Below are 23,988 nucleotides of genomic sequence, written 5' to 3'. Positions count from 1 at the left end.
CTGTCAATAATATTGCTAATTAGCTATGCTGCTTTACACCAACCTCTTGTCTCGTTGTCATTTATTCTTTATCAAAAGTTTAATTGAAACATGAAAAACATCAATAAAGTTTTATACTGTTCTATTTACGTAGAGCAAATAGAACCACTAATATATTACTTTAAACCATTCTCGTGTATTGTTCGCTATCCTGACAAGCATAAGCATAACAGGAACTTCGACTAATACTCCGACAACCGTTGCCAATGCCGCACCTGACTGCAGCCCGAAGAGTGAAATGGCAACAGCAACAGCCAGTTCAAAAAAATTGCTTGCTCCAATCATTCCTGCAGGTGCAGCAATATCATGGGGCAGTTTCCACCATTTTGCCCATCCATATGCTACAAAGAAGATGAAAACGGTTTGTATTATCAATGGGATGGCTATCAACAGAATATGCAGGGGATTATTTAATATGGTTTCTCCCTGAAAAGAAAAAAGAATGATCAGCGTAAGTAAAAGTCCGCCAATAGTGAAATTATTGAACTTATTGATAAAAACGTTATTGAAATATACTATCCCTTTTTTCTTTACCACGGTAGTACGGGTGATAACACCCGCCAGGAGGGGTATTACAATAAAGAGAAGTACTGAAATTATTAATGTATTCCAGGGTATGGAAATTCCGCCTATCCCCAATAAAAGCGCTACAATCGGTACAAATGCCACCAGTATAATCAAATCGTTTACAGCTACCTGTACAAGTGTATAGGCTGCATTTCCTTTGGTGAGATAACTCCATACAAACACCATGGCCGTGCAGGGCGCAGCTCCAAGCAATACGGTCCCGGCCAAATAATCTTCCGCTAATTTAGACGGGATGAATGCTTTGAATATTACAAAAAAGAATAAATAAGCTATCCCGAACATGGTAAAAGGCTTAATCAACCAGTTGGTAATACAGGTGATGATGATCCCTTTCGGACGTTTACCCACATCCTTGACGCTCTGGAAATCAACTTTGAGCATCATTGGAAATATCATTAACCATATCAAAACAGCTACCGGAATTGATACATTGGCATATTCAAATTTACTCAACGTTTCCGGGATGACCGGGAACCATTGTCCTATAGCAATCCCTACGACAATACAAATAGTCACCCATATGGTAAGGTATTTTTCAAAAACACCTATCCCTTGTTTCTTCTCCATTCTACTTATTATCAATTATGGCTGGATAACTCCGGCTTAATCTGATTTATATATAATTCCTGAAAACGCATCTTTATCTCATCCCTAACCCGTAGAAATTCATCCTTAACAAACTCAGGGGTTCCCGTAGCTTCGGAAGGATCATCAAACCCAATATGTAAACGATGTTTTACCTTGCCGGAAAATACCGGGCAGCTCTCTTTCGCGCTATCACATACCGTTATTACATAATCCCATTCCTGATCTTTGTATTTCTCAATACTCTGCGGAACGTGGTTACTGATATTTATACCTATTTCAGCCATCACCTGAATAGCCATTGCATTCACTTTTTCTGCAGGTTTGGTTCCTGCAGAAAAGACTTGTAATGTATCATCAAAAGAGTGTAAGAAACCGTGAGCCATCTGGCTTCTGCAACTATTGCCGGTGCAAAGAATTAATATCTTCATTTGTTATATATTTTTTCAATTAATACAAGAAATATAATTGTACTTACCCTATTTGCTTACGACTTTCTGAGCTCCATTCATACCTTGAGCATCCTGTATCGAATACTTTTATTTTCATACAATTATAAATCGTAATTCGCCGAACAACAAACATTCTCATTAAAAAATATATGCTATTAACAGCATATATCTTTTGTGGCATATACACTAAAAAGGTCTGCGAACAGCTTACTGGCTATTTCCCAGTTCTCCTTATTAATGCAATACCTCACTTTTGGGGTTTCTATCTCTCCCTGAATTAGACCCGCTTCCTTGAGTTCTTTCAGATGCTGGGATACGGTAGCCTTTGCTATCGGAAGTTCATCATGAATGTCACCAAAAAAACAACTTTCCTGCGATGCTAAAAATAGCAATATCGCAACACGGGTAGGATGTCCCATTGCCTTGGCAAAACGGGCGATAATCTCCTGTTCTTCGACATTATTATTGATCTTCATATTCAAAATCCCATTAAATTGTTCAATTACATTAGTCGTTTTGAGTCGCCTTCGCTCCTCGATTTTCAATTCTGCGTTCGGCAAGATAAATAAATTTGACTTTGCCATCTTCCTTCTCAGCTCATCAAAATCCAAACAAGTTTGTCCTTTGATTTCGGTTTGTCGTCTGTTACTCTGCTCTTGCTTAACAATAATGTTCGTAAAATTACGAACATTATTTTAAATGAACAAATTTTTAATCTATTTCTCCTATGATTTTTTTAAAAAGAAGTACCTCCAATCCTATCATATGGGCAAATAATGTAATCATTCTTGTTTATATTGCTTCAGATTCAGATGTTTTTGATACCTCGATACTTTGATCAGGCTAAAAATTCAGATCATAACCGAAAAATCAGCCCAATACTTCGATTATAATCGAAGTATTGGGTCTAAAATTTAGAATATTATCGGGATTCAAGTATCCGCACCATTTCAGCCGGATGTTCAAAAAGATAGCCGGATTCTCCCCTACAGATTTTCGATCACAGAATTAATAATGGGATCCTACCATTTTCCGACATTCATCGGCACACTTCCTGCAAGCTTCCGCACATTCCCGACAGTGATCGTGCGAATGTTTTTCACATTCATCGGCGCATTGGTCGCATATTTCGGTGCATAACCTGCATATTTCTTTCGATTTTTCGCTGCCCAGGCTCATCAATTGGGCGGCAGCGTAACATATAGCAGCACATTCCATATCCGTTTGGATACATTTTGCCATCATTTTCACATCTTCTTCTTTCGTACATGAAGAAGCACAATAATTACACGCGCTTGCGCAGGCAAGACAAGCATCAATACATGATTTATAATCCTGATATGTTGTCATAGTTATTATTTTTTTAATGGTAAAAATTTGTCTTATAAAAGAATAAGGGAAATTGTCTGGTGACAACTACCCTTATCACAGTAAAGTATCTGACTTATAGTTTGTCCAATTGCTGATTAAACCAGTTGCGTATTTCATCTTTGGCTTTGCCGGTCTTTTGTTGGATTTTTCCATACAGTTCATCTTCTTTGCCTTCTTCATAGAGAAGATCGTCGTCCGTCAGATCAGCCCATTCTTGTTTGGCGCGACCTTTCAACTCGTTCCATTTTCCTTTAAACCTTAAATCATCCATAATTAACAGTCTTTAAAAGAGTTTCTTTATTGAAAGCTCCATACATGAAACAAGGCCGACTTTACGAATGTTCGTCCTTTCAGGCTCCTTAACCAGGTTCCATTTTATTTAACTTTCTCATAAACCAAAATTGGCAGGTGTCTCCTGTCGCAAAAGTAACAGGTCTGACAAATTGCATATGGTGTTTCCCGGGATCAATACCGTTTATCCAAAGTAAATCCATTTCACACAAGATCGGTTGTAATTCTTTCCTAGCTTTGTCTGCAATACAGTACGAAGTTATTGCCTGTAATTTATTCCCGTAAAATTCATAGATATCATAAGTGAAAACGCAATCTAACTTTTCACACTATCCATCCAGTAAATTCTGCAAAATCCCTTCCATTATCCAATTGCAGTTATCAGCATAGATCATTGTTCCGGTTTTTATCTGCTCTCTGGTTTGTACCCAAGGGTTTTCACAGAGCTCATCGGCACAGTTTTCCGATATTAACCCGACCGTTTCTTCCGTTACTTCCAGGTGAAATTGCAGACCTATTACATTTTCGCTGTAATAAAACGCCTGGTTGGTATTGGCGTCGGATGAAAGCAGGTTGAGTCCTTCCTTCGGTATTTCAAACCTGTCGCCATGCCAATGAAAAACGGTCGGATTGTCTTTGAACAACTCGTAAAACCATCCTAACTGCTTACTTTCTTGCGTGCACATTACAGGAAACCAACCGATTTCCTTATGTGCAGCTTTATCTACGTTAGTACCCAGACACTCAGCTATAAGTTGAGCGCCCAGACAAATACCCAATACTCTTTTACCGGATTGAATGCAGTTACTGATAAATGCTTTTTCTTCCTTCAACCAGGAGAAAGAGTCTTCGTCATATACACCCATCGGTCCGCCCATAACGATCAATACGTCTATATCTTCCGCTTCGGGCAAATGATAGGCAGATTCATAAAAACGGGTGGATGCAATCGTGTGATTATTTTTCGTCAACCAGTTTCCAATATAACCCAATCCTTCAAAGGGTACATGCTGCAGGGAATGTACTTTCATATTACCTTTCAAATATAAACGGGATTTTTATTTCATCGTCTGCAATCTCCGCATTCAGTATATTATCTGTTTTCCAGTACCTGATCGTTTTAGGGAATTCATTCTGTCTGTTCTCACAAGTAAAAGAATTGTTTTCATAATCGATCACTTTGAAATCGGTAGATTCCTTATCACCCTTCATTTTCACCTGATAATACCAAACTCCATCAATGGATGACAGGACCGTATTCTCTTTCCAAATCGTATCGTTATCTCTTAATGTAAAGCTCTCTCCTATATAAGTTGAGTCGTTTTCCTTTTTCCAATTTTCAAAAGTCCTTTTTCCTTCCTCATCATTGGTTCTATTCCATTCACCAAGTAAAAAATCAAAATCATATCCCGTATAGGATAGTGGTTTATTTGAGTTTTCACTCTTATTGGAAGAACAGGTAATCATAAAGAGGGAGAGAAAGAGGATCATTATTCGGCTGATTGTTTGCATTTTATATCTATTTTAAAAGGGTTGTTATAGATATTGAGCTGTAAACTGTCGGTTGTCGACAGTTTACAGCCGGAGTTTCAATTTATTAGGAACATCTGCAAAGCCATTTTTGTTTTGTTGATTCAGAAAAAATCGTCAGGTTTATATAAAGGAGATCAACCCGACAAAGATGACCGGAGATTGCTTTGCAGAACGAGTACAAAGCATTGTTTAACAGCGCCATATACGATTGTCCCCTTTCAGGCGATTGATCTCTTTTTGTAATGTTTGTTTTTCCATTTTGGATTTTGTAAGCCGGATGGCTTGTTCATATTGATTGACAGCCTTTTCAATATTTATATCGGCATACAGGTAACCCAACAACTCGTGATAGTGGTTGTTACCCGTAAGATTCAGCTTTTCTGCTTCAACAATGGCTTTTTCGTGTCCGTACACTTTAGCGAAAGCAAATGTCCGATTCAATGCAGCAACAGGAGAATATTCAATCAGAATGAGTTGATTATACAATTGCAGAATGTGCTGCCATTTATTTTCATCAGCGGAGGTTGTGTGCCAGTACGCAATACCCGCCTCAAGATGATATTTCGAGATTTCATTTCCATTGGTAGCACTTACCAGATAATAATTGGCCCGTTCAATCAGTGATCTATCCCAGAGACTTTTATCCTGTTTGTCGAAAAGAACGGTTTCTCCACTTCCATCTATCCGTGCGTCCAATCGCGAACTTTGAAAACACATCAACGCCAGTAGGGCATTGGTTTGAGATAATCTCTTGCCTTATTTTTAGCAACTGCATAAAGCCATGCTTCAGGATTTTCGGGAACACCATCAATTGCCCAGTTCTCCGATGCTTTCAGAAATGTATCGCTTGCAATATCCTCAGCAACCTCGATATGCTGTAAACCGAAACGGCTGCATAGCACAGCTGTCATTTTCGCATATTCCCGTCGGAATAAGTGAGGCAAAATTTCGTTATACGATGGGATATCTCGCATGGAAGGATTTCAAACCAGACCGGGAATTTAGATCATAATCGAAAGATTACGCCTAATATTTAGATTATAATCGAAAAATTACGCCTATATTTTAGAATAGAAAGTTTTTTTGCTACTTTTGAGGTTTAAATTGGTTAATTATGAAACTTCGGGATTTACAGCAAACTATTCAGAGCAGTTGCTTTAAAGGGAAAATCATACTTCTTTTAGGTGCTCGTCAGGTGGGAAAAACGACATTATTGAAAGAGGTCATTTCTCAAATTGACATACCATCCATCTGGTTGAACGTAGATGAGGCTGATATTTTACAGGCTTTTGAAACGGCAACCACCAGCACACAACTATTACAACTGATTGGAAAAAACAACAAACTGGTTGTAATAGATGAAGCCCAGCAAATTACGGATATTGGCAAAAAACTAAAATTAATTTACGACACTAACCCCGATATCCAGGTTATTGCTACCGGGTCCTCTTCTTTTGATTTACAGAATAAGATGGCAGAACCACTCACCGGGAGAAAACGAACATTTTATCTGTATCCTCTTAGTTATAAGGAAATAGCACAGGATCAGTCTGTTCTGGAAGCGAGAAGACTTTTGGAAACACGGCTGATTTTTGGCTCATATCCTGAAGTAGTAAACAATCCGGGTAGTGAAAAGAGTACACTTATTGAGATTGCGAATAGCTATCTGTATAAAGATATCCTGAAACTGGACAATATCCGTAAGCCTACTCATATTGAAAAATTGCTACAGTCTTTGGCGTTCCAGGCTGGCAGCGAAGTCAGCTACAACGAATTGGCCCAAACCATCGGGAATATAGATACTGCGACAGTAGAAAAATACATTGATCTACTTGAAAAAGCGTTTATCATATTTAAATTACCTGCTTTAAGCCGAAACCTGCGCAACGAAATTAAAAAAGGGAAGAAGTATTATTTTTACGACAATGGTATACGCAATGTACTTATTAATAACTTTTCCGGTATTGATTTAAGACAAGACAAAGGGGCTTTGTGGGAAAACTTCCTGATTTCGGAACGGATAAAAAACAATCACTATCAGGGACGATATACCAATATGTACTTCTGGCGAACGCATGATAAGGCGGAAATTGACTACATTGAAGAAGAAGACGGATTGCTGAGCGCTTTTGAATTTAAGTGGAAAGCACAAAAGGTTCGTTTTGCCAATTCCTTTCTGGAAGCATATCCTAACCATGAGACAGCAGTAATCAGCCGAGAAAATTTTGAACACTTTGTCGGCTTGTAATTATAATCATAACCTTCCAATCTCATATTTTGCCATCTTGAAAGAGCCTTTTAATAATTTGACCGTCGGCGGCAAATCATCTTTAAACCAGATTGAAACAGCTTTATTGGGCAACATAACGGGAAAGAAAATTCTGCACCTGCAATGTCATTTCGGGATGGATTCTATCTCACTATCCAGAATGGGTGCAAGTGTCGTGGGAGTTAATCGTTCATTAGCCCATACTAAATAGTCCGGATCACATTTTCCATATCCAGACGGAATTTAGGGGTTATCGAGGGCTGGTTGGCATCTTCTTTATCCCTGTAACCGATAGCGACAGCAAACAGTGTTTTGTACCCGTCCTGTTGTAAAATACGATCGTACGCTTCCGTTTGGATCCCTTCCATCGGAGTGGAATCTATTCCCATGCTTGCACAGGCGCTCAAAAAGAATCCTAAAGAAAGATACACCTGACACGATAACCACGATTTAATTTCCGACTCACCTTTAGGTTTTACCATACGGTTATAATAACCAGCTTTTTCAGATCCCAAAAGGGTAAGATTCCCGTTCTCAAAATCTTCCACATTTTCAATCACACTGAAAACAACTATATGACTGGCATCATTGATTTTCTGTTCGTTATGATAGGACACCTTCGACAACTCGCTCTTCGTTTTCTCCTCCGAAATAAAAGTGAATTTCCAGGGCTGGCTGTTTATAGAGGAGGGACTTAATCGCAGGATCTCCTTCAACTGTTCGATCGTTTCATCGGCGATTTTCCCTTTTGGATCATATTTTTTGGTGGTGTACCTGCTCTTTGCAATATCTAAAAAACACATATCATTAAAATTAAATTATACTATATTTTTGCAGATACAAATATAGTGAAAGTCGAGAGGTAAGCCAAGCTTGCTTAAGCTTATCCGAGGCGCATCTTATATTCTATAAATATAACCATAGTACACCTCCCGGCAAAACAAAAAAGAATGATTTAGGTGTAAAGGTCACTACGTCATTCCGATAAAAGACTATCTATCAAAGAATTGAAATCCTTCTTAAACTCTTCATAGAAAAGTCCTGTTGCCGGGCCGTTAAAACCCGTATGTATTTTACGCACTTCTCCTTTCTTGTCGATAAACAGCGTGGTAGGATAACTTGAAAAATTCTCCACTTCGGGAAGTGCATTGCCTACGCTTTCCCGTCCGACTTCCCCGCCAAACAGGATTTCGTAATTTGCACCGTATCTGTTCTTTAACCGGGTCAAAGCGGTTTTCGCATAGTCGAAATCGTTCTTGCGCTCAAAAGCGATTCCTATAATCTCAACACCCCTGTCTTTGTTCTCATCATACCAGGGCGCCAGAAACTCCATTTCGTCCAGGCAGTTGGGACACCAACTGCCGAGAATGGATATGACCACTACTTTACCGCGATAGCGTTCATCGTTCAATGATATGTTCTGACCCTCAAGATTCGGCAGGTTGAAACCAAGAGAGTTGTATCCCGGCTTTAATTTGGCCAATGAATAAGGATCTGCCAATTCGGCGTAATCATTTCTCGCACCAATGATTTCCGTCACGCCACGGGTGGTATAAAATTTCCCGTTAAAAGCCGAATCGTTTGAAAATTGGATCTCAATAAGGTATGGGCTTAGACCGCCGAAAGCAGAAAGATCAACACCCGACCCGGTATAGACTCCTTCCAGAAAACGCAAATCTCCCGAGTTAGTAAGGATAGAGCCGGTTACAACATTGTTTTCCGATTTAAAAACTCCCACATTACGGGTCGTATCGCCTTTTTCACTGATGAAAAGTACATCCCATTTCCCATCGATACGGGTATCAGGTGTTATTTCAGCCGGACTAAAACGTTCTTTCACTCCGAATGTAGCATGGAATGGAACTCCGGGATCGTTCTCGATATAGTTTTTAATAAATTTTCCTTCGATAGCATCACCGAAAATAATCCCTTCTATATAAGCATCATAAGCTGCAATAGGGATGATAAGCGTGTCGGATTGAAAGTGGACGCTGTCTAACTTCACCCGCTCCACGCCGTTCAGTAATGTAACCGAAGCTGTATCTGTACCGGCATCACTGACTTCAAAGAGAAAAGGAGCCTTCTTATTTTCTGCTACGGAAAGTTCCCCTTTCCAGATTCCGTTTTGCAAGGTATTTTGCCTTTGGCAGGACATTATCAAAAGCGCTGCCAATAAATAAACCGTCCATTGAATTTTTAGCATGATTTTTTCTTTTTTATTTAGAGAATATAAGATGCGCCTCGGAAAAACTCAAACGAGTTTGGTTTTTCGCTCGGCTTTCATTATATTTTACAAAGCTAAGAAACTGTTTTCAGTTTTACGAATGTCCGTTTTAAAAATTTCCTCAACGATCATTTGAAAACCCACAACCTGGTTTCAATTACGTCATTCCCCTGGGCTGCTATTGCATCCTGATAGCTTTGCAGATTGACGGTCTGCTCTTTGATTGGATAATATAATCTGGACGGAACGCCTCCATCACCGAACAAAGGTGAGAATGTATAAGTGACCGGCTGACCTTCAATCACTCCTGAAAAGATCACACCATCCTTTTTTATCAGGAAATCGGGATAACCGGTTCTACGATAATCACTCCACGCTTCGAGAAACTGGGTGAACAGGGCAATATATTTCTGATTCAGCACATTCCGCTCGTTGGCCGGCGGCAGTTGCGACACATAAGCATTTATATCAGCAGAGGCAACACCCCATTTTTCGAGAGATGCTCTTACTCCGTTCACGTAGTTGGCCTGACTCCAGTTATTGTATTCGGAGATTAAAAACTCCACTTCAGCATATTCTAATAGCACCTCTCCATAATCAGCGGCGCTGTAGATACTTCCGGGAAGGCTGACATCACCTGCCGCAAAACTGCCTGCCTGCGCTTCAGTCAACCCGTAAGCCAATCCTTCATAGACACCAAGGTTATTTACTGATGCGTACTTACTTAAGCGTGGGTCGACAACCGGGAGCTGGCTGTTTTCACCCTTCAACAAATCGACGAACGGTTTCGAGAGAGCGAAATCCCGCCTGTTTGCAGTGACAGTAGCACGATAATAAGGTGCCTCGTTGGGTGCAGCGGCGGCATACTTGTAAACAGCATTGTCCGCATTGCTTGTGAATACACCTTTCTCTAACGCATCGGCAAAATGGGATTGATAAAGGGAGTTGTTTTTTGTCTTTAAGCGGGTGGCAAACCGCAACCGCAATGAATTGGCAAACTTTGCCCATTTCGCATTGTCGCCACCATAAATAATATCCGATACACCGAACGTTCTCTCCTCCGAATATTTCAATAAAGTATCGCCCGCCTGTTTGAGTTCGTTGAGGATATCCGTATAGATCTTCTCCTGCGAAGCATATTTGGGCGTAATATTATCGGGATTCTGTTGCAATGCCTGAAAATCGGGATCATCGCTGCCGTAAGAATTATAAGGTACATCGCCGAAGATATCGGTGAGCGCATAGTATGCATACGATTTCAGGACACGACTGATCGCTATCTGGTTAGCATTCCTGCCCGCTCCGTCCGCCGTGACCAGATCTTTGGTGACAGGATCGGTGTTCAGGTTGATAATTTCCTGCAGATTGTTCAGCACACTGTACAATCCGCTCCAAATATCTGCCGAATAGCCGAAAGGAATATCATAACGCGATTGGCTGGTATAGGTAATCTGGCTGATCTGTTGGACAAACAATGCCGAGCTTCGTAACGATGCCTGTTCGCTTCTCACATTATCAGTCAGATGCTTTTGCGCCGTTGAGATCAACGAGGTAGTCGGAACTGACGAGGGCCGGTTAGGGTCGATATTCAGGTCTTCATCGATGCAGGATGTAAATCCGATTGCCGACAGGATAAAAAGTATATATAATGGTTTCATATGATTATTTTATTTCGGTATATGGAATTATTGATTTGCTAAATATCTTGAACTTTAAATTTTGAATCTTAAATCTTGAATTTTGAATCTATTTAAAACTTAATACTCAGATTAATTCCGTAAGTAAGAGGAGTCGGCATATTTCCGCCTTCAATTCCCTGTACGTTTCCACTGCTGTTCGTGAGTTCAGGATCGATAATTTTACTTTTCCTGTACAGGTAAAACAGGTTGCGTGCATAAAGCGAAGCTCCGATACTTTTGACCGGCACATTTTCGGGTAATCTGAAATCATATCCTAACGACAATTCCCTGAGTTTAATAAATGTAGCATCGAAAATATCGAATGCTGTCGGCCCGTTGTAATGGTTTCTTGCCCATGCCTGCGCTGTCACATTTTGTGTATTCGGAGCTGTATTGGTTACCGAATAAGTTCCGTCAGGATTGAATGTTACATCAGCAGTCACACCATCAGCGACAACCCCCGTTTCACGGATTCCGTTGGCTGCCGTTTCCGGTAAGATTCCCGAATACATCGCCACCTTATAAGTTTGGGAGAAGAATTTACCTCCCACACGGGAGTCTATCAGGAAATTGAACCGCAAGTTCTTATACCGCAATCCGTTTTGGAAACTCCACAGGAAATCAGGTAAAACGCTGCCAAGTGGCACCAGTTGTTGTGTACGCATATAAAGTCCATCATCACCGATCACCTTTTGTCCATCAGGAGCATACACGAAATCATAACCATACAATTGTCCGTAACTTTCACCCTCCTGGGCAACCAGACTGACCAGTGAAGTACTTAAATCGAGACGGCTTACGGCATCGGAAAGTTCGATGATCCTGTTGCTGTTTTTAGAGTAATTGACTGAAAAATTCCAGTCAAGATCGCGGGTTCTAACCGGATTCACTCCAAGAATCACCTCAACACCTTTGTTATTGATCTCACCGGCGTTAATCAACTTTGAAGAGTAACCGAACGCGTCGGAGGTAGGAAGCGAAATAATCTGATTGCGACTTGTATTGTTGTAATAAGTGAAGTCGATACTCAACAGGTTTTTGAACAGTTGGAGTTCTAACCCGGTTTCAAGTGAAGAGGTAATTTCGGGTTTGAGGTTCAGGTTGTTCAACTGGTCCGGTAACGTATAGGCAATATTCCCGTTAATGGGTGTGATAGCCTGATATACTTTATAGAGCCGATAGGGATCGGTATCGTTCCCAACCTGCGCCCATCCCAAACGGTATTTTGCAAACGACAGCCATCTTTGTTCTCTCAAACCGGGTAGTTCACTCAGGATAACCGATGAAGTTACCGAAGGATAAAAATAGGAATTATGCCCTACAGGCAAAGTCGAGGACCAGTCGTTACGGAATGTACCGTCGAGATAAACAGTACTTCTCCATCCATAAGAGACACTTCCGAAAACAGAAGAGAGTTCTTTTTTGTATAATCCTGTTTCAGGGCTGATGACTGTAGAGGTAGCGTTATTCAGACTGTAGTAATTAGGCACAATCAATCCGCCCGAAGTAGATATATCGCTGATACGACGGTTCCTCTGTAGGAAGTTTGTCCCTAAATTAGCAACCAGTGAATGGACATCCCATGAACGATTGAGGGTAGTCAATAATTCGTAATTAAATTCGCCATACTTTTGGCTATATTCCTGGTACATGGATTGCGAACGGGAATTATACGCAATCCTGTCCTGAAAGTTGTACTGAAAAACATCGGCATAAATACGGCCGGTCACCGAAAACCATGATACGGGGGAGACTTGTATTCCGAAATTTCCGTACAATCTGTCCCTGTCTTCCTCAAGATAACTCTCATAGGCAGACCAGTAGGGATTGTCGATATATTTTGTCTTTTCGTCTTCAACCGTGTTTCTGTAACCGGTACGGTTCCATGCGCGGGGCGTTCCGTCCGGGCGTTTGTATTCACTCAGTTTCTTGTAATCCACCTGCACCGCTCCCCACTGGTACGCCTCGAGGATGATATTCCGGTTGGATGCACCTGTCCACGGACGGCCTTTGGATACCGTCTTCAGGTAATTGGCACTTGCGAAGAACGAAACATATTCCCCGTCGACGTTCCCGGAAAGACTGAGTGAGTTCTTGTCAAGTGAAGCATTTGGAATAGTTCCGGTCACATTTTTATTGGTGAATGATACCCGGAAAGCCGAATTATCGTTCGATTTGGAGAGTGAAATATTGTTTGTATTGGCAATCCCGGTTCTAAAGAAATAATTCACATCGTGCTCGGGATATACCCATGGTTCAGGGTTCAGGTATTGATCCGGATATTCGGGATCGAGATTGTACCAGTGCAACACAGGGGTACCGTCCAGCTTGGGTCCCCAACTTTCGTCCGCCGCATAATCCACAATATTATAGGTTTGCCCATCGATGGTCGCAGTTGCAAAACTCGTATTGTAGCCACCACCATATAATTTCTGGCGTTCAGGTAATCGTACCACATTTTCAAATTCCAGACCGGTATTGAGTTCAATGGCAATCTTACCGACACTACTCTCTCCTTTTTTAGTGGTAATCAGAATCACCCCATTGGCAGCACGAGACCCGTAGAGGGCAGCTGCGGATGGACCTTTCAGCACGTTTACAAAGGCAATATCATCCGGATTAATATCCTGGATAGTACTACCGACATCTTTCCCTGCACTGCCGTGGATTGTAGAGGAACTGTTCAGATCGCTGTTATCCAGCGGAACACCATCGATAACATACAACGGTTGGTTGTTTCCAGTGATGGAATTAATTCCGCGCAAGGTTATTCGCGAAGAACCACCAAGATTACTTCCACCCGAGATAACCTGCAACCCTGCTATCTTACCGGAAAGGGCTGTCAACGGATTCGTCGGCCGCGTCTGAAATGCATCGGATGAAACATTCTGCACCGCATAACCAAGCGCTTTCCTTTCTCGGGGGATATTCAGGGAAGTAATCACCACTTCGCTCAATGTCGTAGTGCTTTCCTGCAGGATGATATCGATTCTTTCCGATTTTGATACCTGAACCTCCTGACTTGTAAAGCCTATGTAGGAAAATTCAAGGACTGTTCCACTTTCAATATTTATACTGTAATCACCGTCAATATCAGATACCGTTCCTACCGCGGGATTACCCTTATCCACAATGGTAACACCGACAAGCGGAATTCCTTGCGGATCAGTCACATTTCCGGTAACGGTAACCGTGCCTCTATTCTGTGCCGAAAGACTAAGCACAAAGAGGCTGAGAAATAGAACTAGACTTGCTTTGATAACCTTCATCTTCTTTCAATATTTATGTTAGAAAAATATCTTTAAATTCTCTGTTTTAATAGTTTGTGGAGTTTCTCTTCTAACTGTTGACTACAAATTGTTACCTATAAAAAACGGCTGACTCATTTTAATGATCAGCCGTTTCTTTTTATATACCTGTTTCACCTATGTACATAAGAGATACCGACTGTCGGGTAATTTGCGACAATTCATCATCGTGATATGCATGCGCTTAGCGTTGAACAGGTGCATCTGGTTGTTATTTAAAGGGTTTATTCTTAAATTTTGTCAAGTGCCTGCTGCAGGTCGGCTTTGATATCATCGATATTTTCAATACCCACAGAAATACGAAGCAATCCAGGTTCCACACCGCTTGCTCTTTGGGCTTCAGGCGATAATTGCTCGTGCGTAGTAGCTGCCGGATGAATGATAAGCGACTTAGCATCTCCAACGTTGGCAAGATGGCTTAATAACTGTACACTATCGATCAGTTTGTCAGCATCCTCAGGTGCACCTTTCAATTTGAATGTAAGCACGGCTCCCGGTCCTTTGGGGAAATATTTCTGTGCCAAAGCATAATATTTACTGCTCTCCAATCCCGGATAGTTTACATATTCTACCTTCGGATGCTGCTCGAGCCATTCGGCCAGCGCCTGCGTATTCTCCACATGACGTTCCAGACGAAGCGACAGGGTTTCCAATCCTTGTACAAGGAGGAAAGAATTGAACGGGCTGATCGTATTTCCCCAATCGCGCAATCCTTCTACCCGCGCACGGATATTGAAAGCAATATTTCCAAACGGGCCATTCGCACCAAATACATCCCAGAAAACCAATCCATGATAGCTTTCAGACGGTTCGGTGAAGGAAGGGAATTTACCATTTCCCCAGTTGAATTTACCGCTATCCACAATCACTCCTCCAAGGGAGGTCCCGTGGCCGCCAATCCATTTGGTAGCCGACTCTACCACTATTGCCGCACCGTGTTCTATTGGACGGAAAAGATAACCGCCCGCACCGAATGTATTGTCCACGATCAATGGAATATCGTGTCGATGGGCGACCTCGGCAATGGCATCGAAATCGGGAATATTCAGTTCCGGGTTACCGATCGACTCCAGATAAATGGCTTTGGTATTATTGTCAATCAGTTTTTCAAACTCTTCAGGATTTTCATTGGGAGTAAAACGAACTTCAATACCCAATCGCTTGAACTGCGATTTGAATTGATTATACGTCCCACCGTAAAGGAAAGGAGTCGAAACAAAATTATCTCCCACCTGTAAGATATTATTCAGCGCGATAAATTGCGCCGATTGTCCGGAAGAGGTGGCCAATCCGGTCACACCACCCTCTAAAGCTGCCACGCGTTTTTCAAAAACGTCGGTCGTCGGGTTTTGCAAACGGGTATAGATATTCCCGAATTTGCGAAGTCCGAAAAGATCGGCTCCGTCCTTCGCATCTTCAAACACATAGGATGATGTCTGATATATTGGTAAAGCACGTGAGTGCGTTGTTTTGTCTACTTCTTGTCCCGCGTGTACCTGCAGGGTTTCAAATTTATAATTGCTCATATTGGTAATGTTTTAAATAAAATACAATGTGTAAATAGAAAAATATTGAAGTTTTGCGATTGCAAAAAGGGTATGTAGAATTACAGGTGTGCTGTCAGCAGCACATTCGGCTTAACGGGAGAGAAGCCTTATGAAGGTTGTTTGTATATGGAAGAGAAGCAAAATGAATGTCTGTCGTTTTCATTATTTTTTTACTTTTAGCCTTGTTTAACGATGCAAAGATAGGGCAAGGGATAAAGTATGACAATACCACAAATATAGTATATTTAAAAAAGAGTATCGTAGGGAGATATTTTTCGTTCTAAAGATGGGTAAGTAGAGTAGCATATCTGAAATATCCGAAAAAATCTACATATCAAAATCACCGGAGCGGAGGCGCTTCTTCCCGGATTGTTGTTTTTTATCATCCAACCGTTTTTGTATGGATTGAAATGTCGGTTTGGTCGCAATCCTTTTCCTTTCGGCTTTGAGTGCCTGCCGGATAAGAAGCCGGAATTTTCCTATTGCTGCTTTTTTGTTCAGCCACTGAGTACGCTCGGAGTCGCTACTGATCTGCAATACTCCGTTTCTATTGATGCGGTTGGATAATTTCCCGAGGATCAACTGTTTCTGGACATCAGTAAGGGCTTCCGAGGCGTTCACATCGAACGAGAGCACGACTTTCGAGGCTACTTTATTCACGTTCTGTCCCCCACTGCCACTACTTCTTACAGCAGTAAAAACACATTCCCCAACCACCTTCTCTATATCGATATCCATCATTACTACGGTTTGAAAACTGAATCACAAACACAATAAAAGCCAAGACGAGGCGCATCTTATGTTCTGCAAATATAACCTTATTTATACAAAAACTGAGCTTCCATAAAGGATGTTTTGAAACTTTTGTTTAACTTCGTAGTCAGTTCATTCAGATAATAAAAATGCATACTTATATCATCGCCGATAATCAGGATATTACACGGGAAGGACTTATATCTGTACTGAGATCACAGGATATGAAAAACCGTGTGGAAACGGCTCGTACCCGCAGCGAGCTGCAGGCACGATTGCGCAGCTATCCCGAATCGGTTGTGATACTGGATTACACGCTATTTGATTTTGTTTCCGTCAATCAACTTTTAAACATGAAGATGGGAGCAAAAGCATCGTCATGGATTTTGTTTTCTGACGAGTTAGAGGAGCGTTTTTTACATCAGATATTGTTGATCGATCCCAGTATCAGCGTAGTGATGAAGCACAATCCACTACAGAATATCCTTGATGCCATTACCTGTGCCACCTACGGTGAAACCTATTTATGCGATATTGCAGAGTCGGTACTAAAGGACGGAAACTTTCAGAAAAAAGAGTCGGATACTCTGACCCCCTCAGAGAAGAGTATTCTGCGGGAGATAGCCCTCGGGAAAACCACTAAAGAAATAGCTTTTGAGAAACACCTCAGTTTCCATACCGTGAATACCCACCGCCGGAATATTTTCCGGAAACTAGCTGTAAATAATGCGCACGAAGCCACAAAATATGCACTGCAAGCCGGCCTGCTCGATCTGATGGAGTATTATATTTAGTTTGATAGCACACCAATGTGTTGGAGAAGGGTATAAAACGATACTGATAGACAAACGCGAGGTATGCAACGGAAGTTCTTCCGCTACCACATCAATGCTCCAATTCGAGATCGATACCCCTTTGTATGAATTGATTAAATTGGTCGGCGAGAAAGGAGCCGTAGCAAGTTACGATGCTTGTTACAAGGCAATAGACCAATTGGGAGAAATTGCTTCGAAGATAAAATCGAAAGCCGGTTTCAAGAAAAAAGACTCACTCTATTTTGCCGCCTTTAAAAAAGATATGGATTGGCTCAGTTCTTATGCCATTATTTCGGAAGTGGACGAAAAGCTCTACCGTCAATATAAAGATGTACTCATCTGGAATACAGCCGATCCTTATTTATATATGCGTACTTCAGACGACGGTCGTTTCCTGATTGGCGGTGAAGATGAAGAATTCAGGAATCCCCCCAAACGTGACGCACTGAGCACAAACTCCTTTCATCACGAAATTAACATTCTCAAGACGAAAGTTCCGGGGTAAAGGTATATCAGGGATGGAAATACTTTCCATACAGTAAGTGTTTCCACATTTATTACAATGGAAATGTACATGCAGGTCGCCAAGGGAGCACTGGCAATCGTCACGGCAGACCGAATATTTAATGGAGCCGGAACCGTCGTCTATGCTGTGGATCAGATGATGTTGATGAAAAAGGTTTATCGTTCGCGATAGCGTAGACTTATCAACTGTTCCCATTTCACTCTCCAGATCGGAAAGGCTGAAAGCTGAAGCATGGTGAAGCATGGCTTCCAATACCAGTATCCTGATAGCGGTCGGCTTTATTTCCCTATGGTGAAGTATCTTTTCTATATGTTTCGTATCCATATAATTGTAGACTATTTTACCCAATACAAAATGTAAATATAATCATTGTAATCCGACTACTGGCAAGATCGACCTAAAACTTCCTTCTCATGATGCGGATGGCATTGAGTATAGCCAGTAACGATACGCCTACATCTGCAAATACCGCTTCCCACAAAGTGGCCAGTCCTCCGGCTCCAAGAATCAGTACGATAAGTTTGACACCAAAGGCCATTGTGATATTCTGTATGACGATCTGACGGGTAGCTTTGCCAATACGGATTGCCATAGGTATTTTAATCGGCTGGTCGGTCTGAATGACTACATCTGCCGTTTCTATAGCCACATCACTCCCCAAACCTCCCATCGCGATACCCACATCACTCATAGCCAGCACAGGAGCATCGTTTATTCCATCTCCCACAAAAGAGACCTTATTGCCCGGATTAATAGAAAGTTCCTCAAACCGTTGTACCTTGCCTTCGGGCAACAGATCTCCGTAAGCACGGTCGATACCCAACTCTCCGGCCAACTTCGATACGATAGCTTGTTTATCACCCGAAAGCATCACGATATCCTTTATCCCGGCTTTGCGTAACTCTTCGACCGCCACTTTCGCATCCTCCTTAAGCTCATCAGCTACAACAATGTACCCGGCATACTTCCCATCTACTGCACACAAGACAGTGGTTTCAGGAATATCTGCCACTTCCGGAGGATAAGCAACATCATTGGTATCCAACAGTTTCATGTTTCCGGCGAGGATCTTCTTTCCGTCGAGTTCAGCCTCCAGACCTTGTCCCGCCACCTCTTTGACATTTACCGGTTGTGCAAAGGGTATTCTTTCTTTGGGTACCGAAGAAACAATGGCTTTGGCTATCGGGTGGTTGCTCTGCGTTTCCACAATAGCCACTGCGTGCAACAATTCTTCTTTCGAAAAACCCTCTTCGGGAATGATATCCTGCACCTCAAATACACCTTTGGTCACCGTACCGGTCTTATCCAACACCACAGTATTGATCCTGGTAATAGCATCCAGATAATTGCCGCCTTTGAACAGAATCCCCTGACGCGATGCGGCACCGATCCCGCCGAAATAACCTAATGGTATACTGATCACCAATGCACATGGACAGGATATCACTAGAAATACCAATCCACGGTATAACCAATCATTAAACAGATACATAAACTCAGGGTCAATCAGTGACCATACCCAGGGCAATACCACAATCAGCACGGCCAACATAGTGACAACCGGGGTATAGATACGGGCGAATTTACGGATAAACTGTTCGGCCGGAGCCTTACGTTCAGTGGCATTTTGCACGAGTTCTAAAATACGTGCAAGCGCACTTTGCCCGAATGGTCTGGTTACTTTTATCCGGCAGACGCTATCCGTAGCGATCATACCCGCCAGTACCTCTTCCTCTTTTTTGATATTTCGGGGAACACTTTCACCCGTCAGCGCAGAAGTATTGAACGATGCCGAATCGGTAAGCATAATACCGTCCAACGGAACCCGTTCGCCGACTTTTACTTCGACCGTTTCACCTACACTGACCTCTTCAGACAAAACCGTCTCAATACCATTATCCCTCATCACAGATGCTTTCTCGGGACGGACATCAAGTAATGCCCCAATACTTCTCTTGGCCCGGTTGACAGCCGCTTGCTGGAATAGTTCCCCGATGGAATAAAACAACATGACCGCTACGCCCTCCGGGTACTCTCCAATAAAGAAAGCCCCGATTGTGGCAATACTCATCAAGGTGAATTCATTGAAAATATCTTTTTCCTTCATGGCTTCCCAGGCTTCTTTTAATACGGGAATACCTACCGGAAAATAGGCAATAAGGTACCACACCAATCGCACCCATTGATTTTCGAAGAAGGAAATATTCGTAGCGGACATGGTTATTCCACCAATCAACAACACAAATGATATCACAGCCCTTGTAATGGGGCCTTTCTGAGATATCTTATCTGTTTTATTGGCGCTTAAGGTGACCGGAGTTACCGAACAAGAGCCATTACTACAACAATTTGCCATAATATCGTATTTTGCTATTCAACTTTCGAAAATTGAATAATTGTCACTAAACCATTCTCTGAATTTTTTCGACTTAGTCGTATATTTTCATCTGATGTACTTGCGAAAGTTCAGTTTTAATATATTTAATGCAAAAGTACAACCAATCCGGTGCAACTGGGTTGCAATCTCCCCATAGTCTTCGTTTTGTGACTTTTATTTGCCTAAAATAATTATCTTTGCTGATAATAAAACCCATTCAATTTCAGCAAAAGGGAAATTAAGATCACAGATAATTAATGAGTTCAAATCAGGAAAGCGCTTCACAATGGCTGGGTAAGAGGATTGCAGAAGCAAAAGGTGCATATATAGCTGCCTCGGCATTTACCGTTATTAGCGCAGCATCTTTTGTCGTTTTTTGCTGGTATTTGTCGGAATTCGCTGCAGCGTGGGTCGACAAGGGGATTGTACAACCCGATAGATTGCTGTATGCATCACTGTTTCTCACCGGCAGGTATGTTTTCGCCCACTTCGCCTCACAGTTCAACTACAATGCCGGCAATATAATCGTTTCCAAAATCAAGAAAAAAATATATCCTCTGTTACTTAACAACAGTCAACTAGACTCCACCTCAAGCGCTTTGTACGTTACGAGGATAAGTGACGACCTGAAGCCTTTTTACGCTTTTTTTATCCCCTACTCTGTGGCTACGGCTTTGGTCAGTACAGTATTATTGATTGTCTGTTTCTGGATTGAAAGATGGGTAGGGATTATATTACTGGTATCGTTGCTGGTCATCCCCATGCAGATGGCGGTCATCGGCATAGGCGCTGAAGCGCTTCACAGAAAACATACCAATCTCTTCCTGAAATATTCGGCTGTGTTTTATAACCGTCTCCAAACCATTGCGGAGATCGTCAATCTTGACAACTTCAAAGCACAATACCATTTTTTATCGGGAAAGAGTAAGGAACTGAGTAAAGCGACGACCAGTGTCATGCGGGTTGCATTCCTATCGTCCACAGCGCTGGAACTTTTCGTCACAATTGCCATTGCCGCTATTGCCATTTATCTGGGGATGAGCTTACTTGGGATTATGCCCGGTCCTAATTACGGGAAAGGTTATGATTTCGGTACTGCATTGTTTTTGCTGACTATTACACCTTATTTTTTCTTCTATTTGCGGAAATTCGTAGGTGCTTATCACGACCGGAACAAGGCTTTGGCCTCGGCAGAACTGCTGATGCCTATACTGAACCAAGAGGCCGTCCCTCCTCTGGCCGATATAAATGAAGAGATCAATAGTTTTGAGATCAAAGGTTTGCATTTTGCTTATCCCGACTCGCCGGTCAAAGTGCTGAATAATATCAACCTGCAACTGCCTGTAAAAGGATTGGTATTGGTGAAAGGTATTTCGGGTTCAGGAAAATCCACCCTGCTGAAAATCTGCACAGGTAGCCTGTTCCCGCAGGAGGGTATGGTTTCAGTCAATGGCAAGGACAACGAGTGGTCTCACCAGTGGTTAAAAGAGAACTCGTCGTATATGAACCAGTTTCCATTCATTTTCGACGGAACGCTGCGATACAACGTCTTCCTTGAGAAAGAGGCAGAGAAACAGGCCTGGTATCCTGAATTCCTGGACAAGATACTTGCTAAAAAGGAGGATGGATGGCAGACCGAATTGAGTCATAACGGAAAACAACTTTCGGGTGGAGAAAGACAACTGGTGACGCTTGCACGGATGATGTTACATCCCAGGCCGGTAGCGATCATGGACGAACCGACGGCCAATTTGGATAGCGATACAATCGAAATCATTCTTCCTCGAATTGTTAAATTGGCCGAAGAGCGGTTGGTAATTGTTGCTTCGCACGAGAAAATGTTCGACGCTGTGGCCGATGTCACATTAAACTTAAACTGGGGGGAACAGGTTTAATGTGCCAATATGCCAATGAGAATAATTTGCCAATGAGAATAATGTGAATAATAGAACTGATGGGACAATGGGACTAATGAGCCACCCGATATCTCATTCAATTATGGTCAAAAAAGTAAATTAACCGTATGCATAAGTTTGTTGTAGAACATATATTGCAACCCTTCGCAGGTAAATGGGTAAGAGGTTTCTTGCTGCTCGCCCTATGGACGGCGGCATTTATAGCCCTTCCGGCTATCTCGGGGTGGTTTCTGGCCATCTGTAGCGTAGCATTCATCACGGCCAGCACTACATTCTCCTATCTGATCCCGTCTGCCATCATCCGTCTATTGGCGCTGCTACGCACTGCGACAAGGTATTTCGAGCGGATAGAAAATCACAAAACCACCCTCGACGCACAGCAGCGTATCCAGTTAAGGATATTCCGGGCGGTAGCTAAATTTCCCTATTTCAAGAAACAGGTCAACAACAACTCGACATTGTTGGAGAACAGCACACAAGGTGTTGAACAGATACTGAATTACATCCTCTTATGGCTTTTACCGCTCACGGCATTGGTAGTTTCCCTTGTCATCTACTTTGTTTTTCTTATCCTGTTCTCACAGGTCATAGCCATAGAGTTTTTGATTTCTGCCGCCATACTCCTGTTCATTGTCCCCCAACTCTTTTTCCGGAAAAACGGAAAACTCTACGAGTCACTGAAAACATATCGGGACGAAAACAACCAGGAACTTATCCAAAGTTTCCGGGGGCGGATAGAGATCTCAAAATACAATATGGAGGAGAAGGTGATCGGGCAATATGAGCAAAGATTGGAACAACTTGAACGATTGGAAAATAAACTGCAAACCAACTCATTCTATCTGCAACTGATTGCCGGACTCGGATTTAGCTATATAGCCGCTTTCCTGCTCTGGAATTCGGGGAATTACGGTATTGAGGCTTCCACCGCCATCGGGATTTTCTTTGGAATCATGGCACAAGCCGAATTATCGGAGATGCTTTTCTCGGGAAAATCGGAAAAAAGTGCGGTCAAGCAGCAGATCAGCGATGTGGAGTCGATTATCAAGCAAGGTGAACAACCCGTTGAGACGGTACAGGTAAGTTCTGCCCTGGAAAATCTAACCCTGAATGGTGTAAGTGCAAAAATCCCCGATACGCCCGTACGCACTGCCGATGTGTCGTTAGAGATTAAAAAGGGAGAATGGATCGCACTCTTTGGCGAAACAGGGAAAGGGAAAACCACCCTGCTGAACAGCCTTTTTTACCCTGAGTACCGGCGTAGCGGCTCATTGACCTGGAACAGTGACAAGGAGTTGACTCATTTACCCGTGCCTGAAGCTGTCTATGTCACTCAAAAAGCCTACCTGCTTACCGGCACGTTACGTGAAAACTTCGAAGGCTATCCAGATGAAGCGATTGAACAGGTGTTGAAAACAGTCGATCTCTCAGGCTGGCGGTCATCACTTCCCGATGGTCTGGGAAGCTGGCTGGGTGAAAACGGTGAAACGTTGAGTGGCGGACAGCGGAAGAAGTTACTGTTGGCACAGGCGCTCCTCAAAGAGCCCCAGTTGTTGGTCGTCGACGAACCCACCGCCGGTATCAGTTCCGAAAACGCAATTGATATTTTCCGTAATATTAAATCACAGTACCCTGACATCACCATTCTGATGGCTACCCACCTGAAAGACTTTGAAGGGGTGGTTGATAAAGTTATAAGAATTTAATACAGAGTT

21 protein-coding genes and 1 pseudogene are annotated in these 23,988 nt (G+C 42.3%); 5 read left to right on the top strand and 17 right to left on the bottom strand.

The genetic code is table 11. From position 1 onward, the window contains the following. Nucleotides 1-147: 147 nt before the first annotated feature. From arsB to U2P89_RS01320, 9 genes are all read right to left on the bottom strand, one after another. Nucleotides 148-1,194, bottom strand: a complete 1,047-nt coding sequence (gene arsB / locus U2P89_RS01360; protein ID WP_019539591.1) for an ACR3 family arsenite efflux transporter — start codon at nt 1,192-1,194, stop codon at nt 148-150. A gap of 11 nt (nt 1,195-1,205) precedes the next feature. Further along, entirely contained in the window at nt 1,206-1,643 is a 438-nt protein-coding gene (locus tag U2P89_RS01355; protein ID WP_092122514.1) for an arsenate reductase ArsC, read from the bottom strand. Nucleotides 1,644-1,819: 176 nt separating this feature from the next. Continuing rightward, nucleotides 1,820-2,140: a metalloregulator ArsR/SmtB family transcription factor gene (locus tag U2P89_RS01350; protein WP_313381959.1), complete on the bottom strand. Its 321-nt coding sequence runs from the start codon at nt 2,138-2,140 to the stop codon at nt 1,820-1,822. 532 nt (nt 2,141-2,672) lie between these two features. Then, nucleotides 2,673-3,014: a four-helix bundle copper-binding protein gene (locus tag U2P89_RS01345; protein ID WP_313381960.1), complete on the bottom strand. Its 342-nt coding sequence runs from the start codon at nt 3,012-3,014 to the stop codon at nt 2,673-2,675. Between the two features lie 94 nt (nt 3,015-3,108). Further along, a complete protein-coding gene (locus U2P89_RS01340) occupies nt 3,109-3,306 on the bottom strand; it encodes a CsbD family protein (protein ID WP_076928941.1) in 198 nt (65 codons plus the stop codon). 349 nt (nt 3,307-3,655) lie between these two features. Next, nucleotides 3,656-4,357, bottom strand: a complete 702-nt coding sequence (locus U2P89_RS01335; RefSeq protein WP_322190388.1) for a type 1 glutamine amidotransferase — start codon at nt 4,355-4,357, stop codon at nt 3,656-3,658. Nucleotide 4,358: 1 nt separating this feature from the next. After that, complete coding sequence (locus U2P89_RS01330; RefSeq protein WP_313381962.1) at nt 4,359-4,838, bottom strand: DUF6265 family protein; 480 nt, start codon at nt 4,836-4,838, stop codon at nt 4,359-4,361. A 210-nt stretch (nt 4,839-5,048) separates the two neighbouring features. Next, on the bottom strand, nt 5,049-5,555 hold the full coding sequence (locus tag U2P89_RS01325) for a DUF6596 domain-containing protein (protein WP_313381963.1): 507 nt from the start codon (nt 5,553-5,555) through the stop codon (nt 5,049-5,051). 20 nt (nt 5,556-5,575) lie between these two features. After that, nucleotides 5,576-5,833: a sigma factor gene (locus U2P89_RS01320; protein ID WP_322190387.1), complete on the bottom strand. Its 258-nt coding sequence runs from the start codon at nt 5,831-5,833 to the stop codon at nt 5,576-5,578. A gap of 140 nt (nt 5,834-5,973) precedes the next feature. Between U2P89_RS01320 and U2P89_RS01315 the strand changes: the two genes are divergently transcribed. Then, the gene (locus tag U2P89_RS01315) at nt 5,974-7,107 is read left to right on the top strand and encodes an ATP-binding protein (protein WP_175456853.1); all 1,134 of its coding nucleotides are present in this window, start codon (nt 5,974-5,976) and stop codon (nt 7,105-7,107) included. 70 nt (nt 7,108-7,177) lie between these two features. Further along, nucleotides 7,178-7,321: pseudogene (locus tag U2P89_RS01310) on the top strand (SAM-dependent methyltransferase); the annotation flags it as partial. A 10-nt stretch (nt 7,322-7,331) separates the two neighbouring features. Here the strand turns inward: U2P89_RS01310 and U2P89_RS01305 are convergent. The 6 genes from U2P89_RS01305 to arfB form a co-directional block, all read right to left on the bottom strand. Next, the gene (locus U2P89_RS01305) at nt 7,332-7,931 is read right to left on the bottom strand and encodes an NAD(P)H-dependent oxidoreductase (RefSeq protein ID WP_091909427.1); all 600 of its coding nucleotides are present in this window, start codon (nt 7,929-7,931) and stop codon (nt 7,332-7,334) included. A gap of 173 nt (nt 7,932-8,104) precedes the next feature. Further along, nucleotides 8,105-9,331 (bottom strand): TlpA disulfide reductase family protein, encoded by a 1,227-nt coding sequence (locus U2P89_RS01300; RefSeq protein WP_091909430.1) that lies wholly within the window; start codon nt 9,329-9,331, stop codon nt 8,105-8,107. 149 nt (nt 9,332-9,480) lie between these two features. Next, complete coding sequence (locus U2P89_RS01295; RefSeq protein WP_322190385.1) at nt 9,481-11,010, bottom strand: SusD/RagB family nutrient-binding outer membrane lipoprotein; 1,530 nt, start codon at nt 11,008-11,010, stop codon at nt 9,481-9,483. A gap of 92 nt (nt 11,011-11,102) precedes the next feature. Beyond that, nucleotides 11,103-14,300, bottom strand: a complete 3,198-nt coding sequence (locus U2P89_RS01290; protein WP_322190384.1) for a SusC/RagA family TonB-linked outer membrane protein — start codon at nt 14,298-14,300, stop codon at nt 11,103-11,105. Between the two features lie 269 nt (nt 14,301-14,569). Beyond that, nucleotides 14,570-15,865, bottom strand: a complete 1,296-nt coding sequence (locus tag U2P89_RS01285) for an O-acetylhomoserine aminocarboxypropyltransferase/cysteine synthase (protein WP_322190383.1) — start codon at nt 15,863-15,865, stop codon at nt 14,570-14,572. A 348-nt stretch (nt 15,866-16,213) separates the two neighbouring features. Further along, on the bottom strand, nt 16,214-16,627 hold the full coding sequence (arfB, locus tag U2P89_RS01280) for an alternative ribosome rescue aminoacyl-tRNA hydrolase ArfB (RefSeq protein ID WP_322190382.1): 414 nt from the start codon (nt 16,625-16,627) through the stop codon (nt 16,214-16,216). Between the two features lie 161 nt (nt 16,628-16,788). Between arfB and U2P89_RS01275 the strand changes: the two genes are divergently transcribed. After that, complete coding sequence (locus U2P89_RS01275; RefSeq protein ID WP_322190381.1) at nt 16,789-17,433, top strand: response regulator transcription factor; 645 nt, start codon at nt 16,789-16,791, stop codon at nt 17,431-17,433. Between the two features lie 397 nt (nt 17,434-17,830). Here the strand turns inward: U2P89_RS01275 and U2P89_RS01270 are convergent, their stop codons facing one another. Together U2P89_RS01270 and U2P89_RS01265 are read right to left on the bottom strand one after the other, a co-directional pair. Then, nucleotides 17,831-18,304 carry a Fur family transcriptional regulator gene (locus tag U2P89_RS01270; RefSeq protein ID WP_322190380.1) on the bottom strand — a complete coding sequence of 158 codons (474 nt, stop codon included), beginning with the start codon at nt 18,302-18,304 and terminating at the stop codon, nt 17,831-17,833. A 73-nt stretch (nt 18,305-18,377) separates the two neighbouring features. Further along, nucleotides 18,378-20,336: a heavy metal translocating P-type ATPase gene (locus U2P89_RS01265; RefSeq protein ID WP_416188602.1), complete on the bottom strand. Its 1,959-nt coding sequence runs from the start codon at nt 20,334-20,336 to the stop codon at nt 18,378-18,380. A gap of 278 nt (nt 20,337-20,614) precedes the next feature. On the opposite strand from U2P89_RS01265, the gene U2P89_RS01260 reads away from it, so the two are divergent. After that, entirely contained in the window at nt 20,615-22,252 is a 1,638-nt protein-coding gene (locus tag U2P89_RS01260) for an ATP-binding cassette domain-containing protein (protein WP_322190379.1), read from the top strand. Nucleotides 22,253-22,380: 128 nt separating this feature from the next. Continuing rightward, nucleotides 22,381-23,979 carry an ATP-binding cassette domain-containing protein gene (locus U2P89_RS01255; RefSeq protein WP_322190378.1) on the top strand — a complete coding sequence of 533 codons (1,599 nt, stop codon included), beginning with the start codon at nt 22,381-22,383 and terminating at the stop codon, nt 23,977-23,979. The last annotated feature ends 9 nt before the right edge of the window (nt 23,980-23,988 follow it).

The sequence above is a fragment of the Proteiniphilum sp. genome, assembly GCF_034331125.1.
Classification (GTDB): domain Bacteria; phylum Bacteroidota; class Bacteroidia; order Bacteroidales; family Dysgonomonadaceae; genus Proteiniphilum; species Proteiniphilum saccharofermentans.
Note: the sequence above shows the minus strand (reverse complement) of the source record. Positions and strands in the feature narration are given on the sequence as shown.

Bases quoted from the DNA above. Each gene is read 5' to 3' on its own strand.
- arsB (WP_019539591.1), bottom strand. From the start codon at position 1,194: ATGGAGAAGAAACAAGGGATAGGTGTTTTTGAAAAATACCTTACCATA.
- U2P89_RS01355 (WP_092122514.1), bottom strand. From the start codon at position 1,643: ATGAAGATATTAATTCTTTGCACCGGCAATAGTTGCAGAAGCCAGATG.
- U2P89_RS01350 (WP_313381959.1), bottom strand. From the start codon at position 2,140: ATGAAGATCAATAATAATGTCGAAGAACAGGAGATTATCGCCCGTTTT.
- U2P89_RS01345 (WP_313381960.1), bottom strand. From the start codon at position 3,014: ATGACAACATATCAGGATTATAAATCATGTATTGATGCTTGTCTTGCC.
- U2P89_RS01340 (WP_076928941.1), bottom strand. From the start codon at position 3,306: ATGGATGATTTAAGGTTTAAAGGAAAATGGAACGAGTTGAAAGGTCGC.
- U2P89_RS01335 (WP_322190388.1), bottom strand. From the start codon at position 4,357: ATGAAAGTACATTCCCTGCAGCATGTACCCTTTGAAGGATTGGGTTAT.
- U2P89_RS01330 (WP_313381962.1), bottom strand. From the start codon at position 4,838: ATGCAAACAATCAGCCGAATAATGATCCTCTTTCTCTCCCTCTTTATG.
- U2P89_RS01320 (WP_322190387.1), bottom strand. From the start codon at position 5,833: ATGCGAGATATCCCATCGTATAACGAAATTTTGCCTCACTTATTCCGA.
- U2P89_RS01315 (WP_175456853.1), top strand. From the start codon at position 5,974: ATGAAACTTCGGGATTTACAGCAAACTATTCAGAGCAGTTGCTTTAAA.
- U2P89_RS01305 (WP_091909427.1), bottom strand. From the start codon at position 7,931: ATGTGTTTTTTAGATATTGCAAAGAGCAGGTACACCACCAAAAAATAT.
- U2P89_RS01300 (WP_091909430.1), bottom strand. From the start codon at position 9,331: ATGCTAAAAATTCAATGGACGGTTTATTTATTGGCAGCGCTTTTGATA.
- U2P89_RS01295 (WP_322190385.1), bottom strand. From the start codon at position 11,010: ATGAAACCATTATATATACTTTTTATCCTGTCGGCAATCGGATTTACA.
- U2P89_RS01290 (WP_322190384.1), bottom strand. From the start codon at position 14,300: ATGAAGGTTATCAAAGCAAGTCTAGTTCTATTTCTCAGCCTCTTTGTG.
- U2P89_RS01285 (WP_322190383.1), bottom strand. From the start codon at position 15,865: ATGAGCAATTATAAATTTGAAACCCTGCAGGTACACGCGGGACAAGAA.
- arfB (WP_322190382.1), bottom strand. From the start codon at position 16,627: ATGATGGATATCGATATAGAGAAGGTGGTTGGGGAATGTGTTTTTACT.
- U2P89_RS01275 (WP_322190381.1), top strand. From the start codon at position 16,789: ATGCATACTTATATCATCGCCGATAATCAGGATATTACACGGGAAGGA.
- U2P89_RS01270 (WP_322190380.1), bottom strand. From the start codon at position 18,304: ATGGATACGAAACATATAGAAAAGATACTTCACCATAGGGAAATAAAG.
- U2P89_RS01265 (WP_416188602.1), bottom strand. From the start codon at position 20,336: ATGGCAAATTGTTGTAGTAATGGCTCTTGTTCGGTAACTCCGGTCACC.
- U2P89_RS01260 (WP_322190379.1), top strand. From the start codon at position 20,615: ATGAGTTCAAATCAGGAAAGCGCTTCACAATGGCTGGGTAAGAGGATT.
- U2P89_RS01255 (WP_322190378.1), top strand. From the start codon at position 22,381: ATGCATAAGTTTGTTGTAGAACATATATTGCAACCCTTCGCAGGTAAA.